Origin of the sequence: Amphritea sp., from assembly GCF_050300915.1 — a bacterium.
Taxonomy (GTDB): domain Bacteria; phylum Pseudomonadota; class Gammaproteobacteria; order Pseudomonadales; family Balneatricaceae; genus Amphritea.
In genome coordinates this window covers 43,022-52,791 of record NZ_JBNKYN010000026.1, presented here as the reverse complement: position 1 = coordinate 52,791, position 9,770 = coordinate 43,022, and the positions used below count along the sequence as shown (strand labels likewise).

The following is a 9,770-nucleotide window of genomic DNA, read 5'->3' as shown; positions in this document are numbered from 1 at the left end:
GAAGATGGTGCCCTGATTACGCACAATAATGGATTCATCCGCCATCGCCGGGACATAAGCGCCACCCGCAGTACAGAGGCCCATGACGACGGCGATCTGGGGGATCCCTTTGGCAGACATGCGCGCCTGGTTATAGAAGATACGGCCGAAATGATCGCGGTCGGGAAAAACATCATCCTGTTGTGGCAGGTTGGCGCCACCGGAATCCACCAGGTAGATACAGGGCAGGTGATTCTGTTCGGCGATCTCCTGTGCCCGCAGATGTTTTTTCACCGTCAGTGGGAAATAGGTGCCGCCCTTAACGGTGGCATCGTTGGCGATAATCATACACTCAACGCCACTGACACGGCCGATACCGGTAATGATACCCGCAGCGGGTACATCGTCATCGTAGACCTTATAGGCGGCCAGTTGTGATAGCTCTAACAGGGGCGAGCCTTCGTCCAGCAGGGCGTTGATCCGTTCCCTGGGCAGCAGTTTGCCGCGGGAGAGGTGACGTTCCTGATATTTGGCGCCGCCACCCTGGTGAATCTGTGCTGCTTTATCCCGCAGGTCGCCGACAATTGCGTCCATGGCGTCGTAGTTAGCACGAAACTCTTCTGCGCGGGGATTAATTTTTGTTTTTATCGTTGCCATTACATCTCTCCGGCGTCACTGTTAACACTCTCTCAGAGCCGTTGGATAACCTGTTTATCCGTCACGTCTGTCTGATTAATGTTAAAAGACGCCTTGTCCGAATTCGTCATGATTCACAGTGAAAAAAGTGGGGAGGTGCAGAACACCGTTCCCCATAACGTCCACTGATGGAAAATGGGTTTACTTATTCAGGAACAGCTCACGACCGATCAGCATCCGGCGGATCTCCGATGTACCGGCACCGATCTCATAGAGTTTCGCATCGCGCAGCAGGCGACCGGTGGGGAACTCGTTAATATAGCCGTTGCCGCCGAGCAGCTGGATCGCATCCAGGGCAATTTTGGTAGCCATCTCTGCGGTATAGAGGATGACGGCTGCACAGTCCTTACGGGAAGTTTCACCGCGCATCGCGGCATTGGCGACGGTGTAAGCATAGGACTTGGAGGCGTTCATCAGCGTGTACATATCGGCCACTTTGCCCTGTACCATTTCGAACTCGCCAATCGCTTTACCAAACTGAACCCGGTCGCGGGTATAGGGAATGGTGATATCCATGGCTGCCTGCATGATACCCAGTGGGCCACCGGCCAGCACCAGACGCTCATAATCGAGACCGGACATCAGCACCTTAACACCACCGTTCAGTTCGCCAAGAATGTTCTCTTTAGGCACCGGACAATCCTGGAAAACCAGCTCGCAGGTGTTAGAGCCGCGCATCCCCAGTTTGTCCAGTTTCTGATGGCGGGAGAAGCCAGGATAATCACGCTCAACGATAAAGGCGGTGATCCCTTTAGGCCCGGCAGTCAGATCGGTCTTGGCATAGATGACATAGGTGTTGGCATCCGGGCCGTTGGTGATCCACATCTTGTTGCCGTTCAGCAGGTAGTGGTCGCCGTTGTCACGGGCCGTCAGTTTCATGGAAACTACATCGGAACCGGCATTCGGCTCAGACATCGCCAGCGCGCCGATATGTTCGCCGCTGATCAGTTTTGGCAGATACTTGATCTTCTGTTCATGGGTACCGTTACGGTTGATCTGGTTCACACAGAGATTAGAGTGTGCGCCGTAAGAGAGGCCAACAGAGGCTGAAGCCCGGCTGATCTCTTCCATCGCGATCATGTGTGCCAGATACCCCATATCGACGCCGCCGTACTCCTCCTTCACGGTAATGCCCAGCAGACCCATATCGCCGAATTTACGCCACAGATCGTTGGGAAACTCATTGTCATGATCGATCTGCTCGGCGCGTGGAGCGATCTCCGCCGCCGCAAAACTGTTTATATGCTCCCGCAGCATATCCAGAGTTTCGCCGAGTCCGAAATTAAGTGAGCTGTACTGTGCAATCATTTTCTGTCCACCTGGCTTAGTGAGTCGATAGGGCAGGTTTGTTGTCGCTGCCGGTTTCGTCTCCGGTTTATGTTTATTGTTGTTACTTCGTTATTGATAAATCTTTATCCGCTGACCTGTTGAACTGCTTGGACGGTCTAGAGCGTTTTCGCCGTCAGATCAGCCATCGCTTCGCGGCAGCGACTCTCTGCGCTGTCCAGTTCCAGCTGAAGCATGGCGATATCATTTAACTGCTGTTCAAGGGCGGCTTTCTTCTCTTCAATCTTGGCCATCAGCAACTGCAGCTGTTTCATACTGCCGGTTGGGGTTTCATCCCACAGGGCAAACAGCTCCCGGGTTTCTGCCAGCGAAAAGCCCAGCCGCTTGCCTCTGAGAATCAGTTTCAGCCGCACTCTGTCCTGGGCACTGTAGATGCGCGTTTGCCCACGACGGGTGGGAAAGAGCAGCTGCTGGTCTTCATAAAAGCGAATGCTGCGTGTGGTGACATCAAACTCACTTGCCAGCTCACTGATAGAAAAAGTACGTGTATTCATAATCTGCTTCCTGACGCTTATGGGATTTAATGTAGCGGAAGTTTACGTAAACGTAAAGTATGTTTTTTTAACAGGCGTGAATGTTACATTTCGTAGGATTGTTTTTAAGTTATTGAAAGTTATATAAAAATATCTTTATTGTTATGTTTATATGCTGCTTATTATACTAAAGTAGTACTTGTTATCCTGTAGGGGAAATTGCTAACTTGGCTGCAAGGCTGACATGGGCAAGGCGTTATTTTGTCCATCCGATAATAAAAACAAATATATGTGAGGCTGGTTCTGCATGAGTGCCGACTACGTTCTCGAAACCAGGAATCTGGTTAAGGAATTCAAGGGCTTTACCGCCGTTGACGATGTAAATCTTCAGGTTGAGCGGGGAACAATACACGCGCTGATCGGCCCTAATGGTGCCGGTAAGACAACGGTATTTAACCTGCTGACGAAATTTCTGACACCCTCCCGAGGCACTATTCTCTACAACGGTGAAGATATCACCTATATGAAATCCGCGGCGATCGCCCGTAAAGGGATCGTACGTTCATTTCAGATCTCAGCGGTATTCCCGCACCTCTCAGTACTTGAGAATGTGCGCATCGCCCTGCAACGAAAAGAGGGTAACAGCTTTCATTTCTGGAAGTCGGAAAAGGTTTTGCAAAAACTTGATGCCCGGGCTCTTGAACTGCTGGATGAGGTGGGGCTGAAAGGCTATGCCAACACCGTGACTGTTGACCTGCCCTATGGTCGCAAACGCGCGCTGGAGATCGCTACCACTTTAGCGCTGGACCCTGAGATGCTGCTGCTGGATGAACCGACCCAGGGCATGGGCCACGAAGATGTCAGTGTGGTGGCCGATCTGATTAAAAAAGTTTCTGCTAACCGCACCATTCTGATGGTTGAGCATAACCTGCATGTGGTGGCGCAGCTGGCCGACAAGATTACCGTATTACAGCGAGGCGCCATTCTTACCGAGGGTGACTATGCAACCGTGTCTCAGGACCCCCGTGTTCGTGAAGCCTATATGGGGGTTGAAGCAGATGACGAGGTGGCCAATGCCATCGCCGCAGAAACCGCTGCTGCGAATGCTGCGAAGAAGGAGGACGTTGCATGAGCTCAACAGGTGAAAAGCTGCGTATCTGTGATCTGCATGCCTACTACGGTGAATCTCATATTCTCCACGGCATCGATATGACCATCATGCAGGGGGAGCTGGTGACCCTGCTGGGACGTAACGGGGCTGGCCGGTCGACCACTCTGAAAGCGATTATGAACATGGTGGGGCGTCGCACCGGCAAGATCAATATCAATGGTAATGAAACCATCGGTATGGCCGCTCATAAGATCGCCCATCTGGGGGTGGGGTACTGCCCTGAAGAGCGGGGTATCTTCTCCAGTCTGAATGTGGAAGAGAACCTGATGCTGCCGCCCAACGTTCGCTCCGATGGTATGAGCGTTGAAGAGATTTATGACATTTTCCCCAACCTGGCTGAACGTCGTTATAGCCAGGGGACCCGCCTCTCCGGCGGAGAGCAACAGATGCTGGCGATGGCCCGTATTCTGCGAACCGGTGCCAATATTCTGTTACTCGATGAGATTACAGAGGGGTTGGCTCCGGTCATTGTGCAAAAACTGGCTGAGGTTCTGGTGATGCTCAAGGAGCGGGGCCTGACAGTTTTGCTGGTTGAACAGAATTTCCGTTTTGCTGCGCCTATCGCTGATCGTCACTACGTTATGGAACATGGTCATATCGTAGAAGAGGTTCAGAAACATGAGCTGGAAGCAAAAACGGAACTGTTGAATACCTATCTGGGGGTTTAAAACCCGAAAAAGCGTTGTAGTAAAAAAGCTCTAAACATGAAGTTCGATAAAAATAACAAGTTCTCAAGCAGGAGTGACAAAATGAAAGCAATGAAGAAGACCCTACTGGCTGTAGCGATGAGCGTGGCCGCAGCCACCGGTGTTCAGGCCGAAGGCATCTCTAATGATGTGGTTAAAATCGGTGTATTGGCGGATATGGGCGGCGTATATGCTGATATCTGTGGCCAGGGCTGTGTTACCGCCGTCGAGATGGCGGTCGAAGATTTTGGCGGCACTGTGCTCGGTAAACCAATCGAGATTGTCAGCGCTGATGACCAGAACAAGCCGGATGTAGGCTCTGCGAAAGTGCGTCAGTGGATTGAAGATGAGAATGTTGATGTGGTAACCGGCCTGGTGGCCTCATCGGTAACAGGTGCTGTGACTAAAGTGCTGACCGACGCTAAGAAGATCGCACTGATCTCGGCCTCTGCCAGTAATGCTTTCACCACTAAAGCCTGCTCTCCCTACAATGCACACTGGACCTATAACGTCGCGGCGCTGGCAAACGGTACCGTTAAGCCGATGGTTGAATCCGGTAAGAAGAAGTGGTTCTTCATCACAGCAGACTATGCTTTTGGTCACGCGCTGGAAGGGATCGCCACGAAGGTTATCGAATCCAGTGGTGGTGAAGTCGTTGGGGCGGTACGCGCACCGTTGGGCACCACAGACTTCTCCTCGTATGTTCTGCAGGCACAGGCTTCAGGCGCTGATGTGGTTGGTCTGGCAAACGCTGGTACCGACTTCGTTAACTCGCTGAAAACCGCAGCAGAATTTGGTCTGACAGAAACCACAGATGTTGCTGGCTTGCTGGTATTCACCCCTAACGCCCAGGCGCTCGATCCTGCTATCGCTGCCGGTATGAAAGCGACCACTGGTTTCTACTGGGATTTGGATGACCAGACCCGTGAATGGTCTGCCCGGTTTAAAGCACGCCACGGTTCTATCCCGGCCATGCCACACGCCGGTGCTTACTCTATGACCATGCACTACCTCAATGCCGTTAAAGCGGCGGGTACGGATGATTCCGATGCGGTTATGAAGCAGATGAAGGCCACTAAGCCAGATGATTTCTTCGCCCGTAATGCCTACCTGCGTAACGATGGCCGGATGGTTCACGATATGCTGCTGGTGAGCATCAAAGATGCTGCAAGCCGTAAGTCCTCCGATGATATCTACAACATCGAAGCGACTATTCCGGGTGATGTTGCGTTTAATCCGATGCTGCCTGAGTGTGATTTCAAGTAATTCTTAAGCAATAGCCTGAAATCAGGAGGGCGTGCAGCGTCGCTGCATACCCTCTGGTCTTTTCATAAAAGTAAGTCTGAAAGGACTGTATGCAACCGGCTTGAAGGGGACGGTTGCATACACCATCTTTGCTTCTCTGGGTGATGTTATGGCGACGATATTTGGTATAAATCTGTTTGCGCTGTCGGGACAGCTGCTGGTGGGGCTGATCAACGGCTCATTCTATGCGCTGCTGAGTCTCGGTCTGGCGATTATTTTTGGTCTGTTAAAAATTATCAACTTCGCGCAGGGCGCGATGTATATGCTCGGCGCTTTCTTTGCCTGGATGGCTCTCAATTATATGGGCATCAATTACTGGTGGGCGCTGCTGCTGGTGCCGCTGGCGGTTGGTGTTCTGGCGATCCTGATGGAGCGCTTTCTGGTGCGTCCCATCGCCAATGAGGATCACCTCTACAGTCTGTTGCTGACCTTTGGCGTGGCTCTGGTGCTGCAAGGGCTGTTTACCCATTTCTATGGTTCTTCCGGTCTGCCTTATCAGATTCCGGCTGAGCTGAAAGGCGGTACTAAATTGCCGTTTATGTATCTGCCTAACTATAGGGCATGGATTATTGTCAGCTCGCTGGTGGTCTGTCTGGGCACCTGGTGGGTGATTGAAAAAACCAAGCTGGGCGCCTATCTGCGAGCCGGTACGGAAAACCCACAGCTGATGCAGGGCTTCGGTATCAATGTACCGCTGATCACCACGCTGACCTTTGGCTTTGGGGTGGCGCTGGCCGCTTTTGCCGGGGTGCTGGCGGCGCCGGTGTATTCTGTGAGTCCGGAGATGGGTTCCAATATTCTGATCGTGGTGTTTGCCATTGTGGTTATTGGTGGCATGGGCTCGATTGGTGGGGCGATTCTTACCGGTCTGATGATGGGGGTCGTTGAAGGGCTGACGAAGTTTTTCTATCCGGAAGCATCCACTACCGTCATCTTCCTGTTTATGGTGATCGTGCTGTTGGTTAAGCCGGCCGGTCTGTTTGGTAAAGAGGCCTGAGCCATCTGGCAGGGGATAAATGAGATGATAAAAATAAATAAGCTCTATCTGTTTCTGATCGTCATAGCACTGGTGGCACCAAGCCTTGTCTATCCGGTTTTTCTGATGAAACTGCTGTGTTTTGCGCTGTTTGCCTGTGCTTTCAACCTGTTGCTGGGCTTTGTTGGCTTGCTGTCTTTTGGTCATGCGGTGTTTCTCGGGACCGGCGGTTATATCACCGGTTATCTGATGCTGCACACCGGCCTGACGCCGGAACTGGGAATTCTGGCGGGAACCCTGGGGGCCGGGCTGCTGGGGGCTGTTTACGGCAAGCTGGCGGTCAAGCGCGAGGGAATCTACTTTGCTATGGTGACCCTGGCGCTGGCGCAGCTGGCGTTCTTTTTCTACCTGCAGGCGCCCTTTACCGGTGGTGAAGATGGCTTGCAGGGGGTCCCCCGCGGAGCACTGTTTGGCCTGATCGACCTGAACGATAACTTTGCCATGTATTACTTCGTGCTGGCGATCTTTATCTTCGGCTTCTGGCTGGTGCAGCGTACGGTGCATTCACCTTTCGGGCAGATCCTCAAAGCGATCCGGGAAAATGAACCCCGTGCTGTATCGCTGGGCTATAACGTCAATGATTACAAGTGGGTGGCCTTTATTATCTCCTCGGCGCTGGCAGGGCTGGCCGGTTCAACAAAAACACTGGTATTCCAGCTGGCGTCACTGACCGATGTTCACTGGCATATGTCAGGGGAAGTGGTCCTGATGACCCTGTTGGGCGGTATGGGCACCATCTTCGGACCGCTGGTGGGTGCCGGGGTGGTGATCTCGATTCAGAATATGCTCTCGGGTGGTGAGCTGGGCAACTATATTCATATCATCATGGGCCTTATCTTTATCGTCTGTGTGCTGGCATTCCGCAGCGGTATTGTCGGAGAGTTCCAGAAGCTGGTTAAAAAGAACTTTGGTTAACTATTTTTAAGTTAAAAAGGGTGCAGTCCTGTGCCCTTTTTGGCTTATTACCTTTTGAGTAATTGCATTTCGTAACATGGTTGTGGGATTGGAGAGATTTATGAGTCAGGATTCAATTGTAATTGTCAGCGCGGCCCGTACCCCAATGGGTGGCATGATGGGGGCTCTGAGTGAGGTGCGCTCTCCTGATCTGTGCGCCACGGCGATTAAAGCAGCGCTTGAACGTGCTGCTCTTCAGGGCAGTGATATTGATGAAGTGATTATGGGGTGCGTTCTTCCCGCCGGGCTGGGTCAGGCACCCGCCCGTCAGGCGGCCCGCGCGGCGGGTATACACGATGGGGCAGGGGCCACCACGGTCAACAAGATGTGCGGTTCGGGCATGAAAGCGGTGATGCTGGCGCACGATCAAATAAAGGCGGGCCAGGTCGATATTATGGTGGCCGGAGGCATGGAAAACATGAGCCTGTCACCCTATCTGCTGCCTAAGGCCCGTGCCGGTATGCGTATGGGGCACCAGCAGGTAATCGATCATATGTTCTTTGATGGCCTGGAAGACGCCTACGAAGGTGGCCTGATGGGCAGCTTCGCCCAGAAAAGCGCCGATGATTTCAATGTCACCCGCGAGGCGATGGATGATTTCGCTATCGGCTCACTGGACAAAGCGCTGGCGGCCATTGAGAGCGGTGCTTTCAAAGATGAGATTGCTGCGGTGACAGTGAAAACCCGACAGGGTGACACACTGGTTGATACCGATGAACAGCCGGGCAATGCCCGCAAAGATAAGATCCGTCAGCTGAAACCTGCTTTCAAAAAAGACGGTACCATCACCGCAGCGAACTCCAGCTCCATCTCCGATGGTGGTTCGGCGTTGGTGCTGATGCGTGAATCCGAAGCACAGAAACGCGGTTTACAACCGCTGGCACGGATCGTGGCACATTCAACCCATGCCCAACTGCCCGCCGAATTTACCATCGCGCCGATCGGTGCGATTGATAAAGTGCTGACCCGGGCAGGCTGGAGCAAAGACGATGTTGATCTCTATGAAATCAACGAAGCCTTCGCCGTTGTCACCATGCTGGCGATCAGTGAACTGGGGCTGGATGCGTCGAAAGTCAACGTTAACGGCGGTGCCTGTGCACTGGGTCACCCCATCGGCTCATCCGGTTCCCGCATTCTGGTCACGCTGCTCTATGCACTGAAAAACCAGGGTAAGAAAAAGGGTGTCGCTTCGCTCTGTATCGGTGGTGGCGAAGCCACCGCGGTAGCGGTTGAGATGTTATGATTTTTTGAATTAAGTTTGGTTGTTTGAAAAGGCTGATACAGAGATGTGTTGGCCTTTTTTAATAAAGCTGAGAAAGTAGCTAGATCGCGGCTGCGCCGCTGGCTGGTGGCTAGTGGTTAGAATGTCACACAAAGCGTGACTTGCTCGTCGCTCGAGCGTCAAAAACAGGGTGTCGTTAGTGCCCTGGGTTAGGGAAAGTGAAGATCTGTAAAACAATGACTCAATGCGCTTTTCTATGCAAGTATTGATCAATCAAGGGGTAACAACACCTCAGCTCAGGGAGTCAGAGTGAGAATAAATCTTATTAATGGTCATTTTGTCGTATTTCTGCAGATATACGACAAACTGTCGTGTTTTCACACAGTAGAATCTGCGTTCAATTTCTTGAAATTCAGGAGGTTGGGTGGGATTTCTAACCTGATCAGACACTGTGATATACGACAACTTGTCGTATTTCTCCAAATCCACTGTCGTATATTTAGCTGTTAGCCATAAGAAATGGAGAAGAAGTGAAAAACGTACAATTACATGGCATCAACCCAAATCTAATGTTTACGCTGTACTTCTTCGCAAAGATGATACCAGCACTAATTTCTGGGCTTTCAATCTACCTTGGCTATAAATTATTTATTCTTGGTGTTACTGGTCAGGCGAGTTTGAGCATCGAAAGCAAAGAGATTTCTGGGCAGTTATTGAATGCTGCTCCAGGTTTGTTCTTTGCTATTGGCGGCATTGTGTCATTAATAGTAATTTCACTAAAAGGTTTCAAGCTCAACTTTGATAGCTCATCTGATGTGGAAAGTGGTGTTTATAAGGTGAGAGGCAACTCGAATGTTGTAGTTGGCCGTGATATTTCAATATCAGATGAATAATTGGCTAA

10 protein-coding genes are annotated in these 9,770 nt (G+C 51.6%); 7 read left to right on the top strand and 3 right to left on the bottom strand.

Features of this window, described 5'->3' with window-relative positions; all coding sequences use genetic code 11:
• The 3 genes from ACQY8X_RS09150 to ACQY8X_RS09140 all read right to left on the bottom strand — a co-directional run.
• The coding region (locus ACQY8X_RS09150) for a carboxyl transferase domain-containing protein (protein WP_428034840.1) at positions 1-636 on the bottom strand (636 nt) is incomplete at its 3' end.
• A gap of 180 nt (positions 637-816) precedes the next feature.
• On the bottom strand, positions 817-1,983 hold the full coding sequence (locus ACQY8X_RS09145; RefSeq protein ID WP_428034839.1) for an isovaleryl-CoA dehydrogenase: 1,167 nt from the start codon (positions 1,981-1,983) through the stop codon (positions 817-819).
• 137 nt (positions 1,984-2,120) lie between these two features.
• The gene (locus ACQY8X_RS09140) at positions 2,121-2,516 is read right to left on the bottom strand and encodes a MerR family transcriptional regulator (RefSeq protein WP_428034838.1); all 396 of its coding nucleotides are present in this window, start codon (positions 2,514-2,516) and stop codon (positions 2,121-2,123) included.
• A gap of 286 nt (positions 2,517-2,802) precedes the next feature.
• Here ACQY8X_RS09140 and ACQY8X_RS09135 point away from each other — a divergent pair, with 286 nt between their 5' ends.
• The 7 genes from ACQY8X_RS09135 to ACQY8X_RS09105 all read left to right on the top strand — a co-directional run bounded on the left by ACQY8X_RS09135 (position 2,803) and on the right by ACQY8X_RS09105 (position 9,762).
• Complete coding sequence (locus ACQY8X_RS09135; RefSeq protein WP_091353564.1) at positions 2,803-3,627, top strand: ABC transporter ATP-binding protein; 825 nt, start codon at positions 2,803-2,805, stop codon at positions 3,625-3,627.
• Positions 3,624-4,334 carry an ABC transporter ATP-binding protein gene (locus tag ACQY8X_RS09130; RefSeq protein WP_428034837.1) on the top strand — a complete coding sequence of 237 codons (711 nt, stop codon included), beginning with the start codon at positions 3,624-3,626 and terminating at the stop codon, positions 4,332-4,334. The genes ACQY8X_RS09135 and ACQY8X_RS09130 overlap by 4 nt, the downstream gene beginning before the upstream one ends.
• An 81-nt stretch (positions 4,335-4,415) precedes the next feature.
• Positions 4,416-5,618: an ABC transporter substrate-binding protein gene (locus ACQY8X_RS09125; RefSeq protein ID WP_428034836.1), complete on the top strand. Its 1,203-nt coding sequence runs from the start codon at positions 4,416-4,418 to the stop codon at positions 5,616-5,618.
• Between the two features lie 148 nt (positions 5,619-5,766).
• On the top strand, positions 5,767-6,654 hold the full coding sequence (locus ACQY8X_RS09120) for a branched-chain amino acid ABC transporter permease (protein ID WP_428034835.1): 888 nt from the start codon (positions 5,767-5,769) through the stop codon (positions 6,652-6,654).
• A 24-nt stretch (positions 6,655-6,678) separates the two neighbouring features.
• Positions 6,679-7,608, top strand: coding sequence for a branched-chain amino acid ABC transporter permease (locus tag ACQY8X_RS09115; RefSeq protein ID WP_091353576.1), 930 nt, complete (start codon positions 6,679-6,681; stop codon positions 7,606-7,608).
• Between the two features lie 100 nt (positions 7,609-7,708).
• On the top strand, positions 7,709-8,890 hold the full coding sequence (locus ACQY8X_RS09110) for an acetyl-CoA C-acyltransferase (protein ID WP_428034834.1): 1,182 nt from the start codon (positions 7,709-7,711) through the stop codon (positions 8,888-8,890).
• 509 nt (positions 8,891-9,399) lie between these two features.
• Positions 9,400-9,762 (top strand): hypothetical protein, encoded by a 363-nt coding sequence (locus ACQY8X_RS09105; RefSeq protein ID WP_428034833.1) that lies wholly within the window; start codon positions 9,400-9,402, stop codon positions 9,760-9,762.
• The last annotated feature ends 8 nt before the right edge of the window (positions 9,763-9,770 follow it).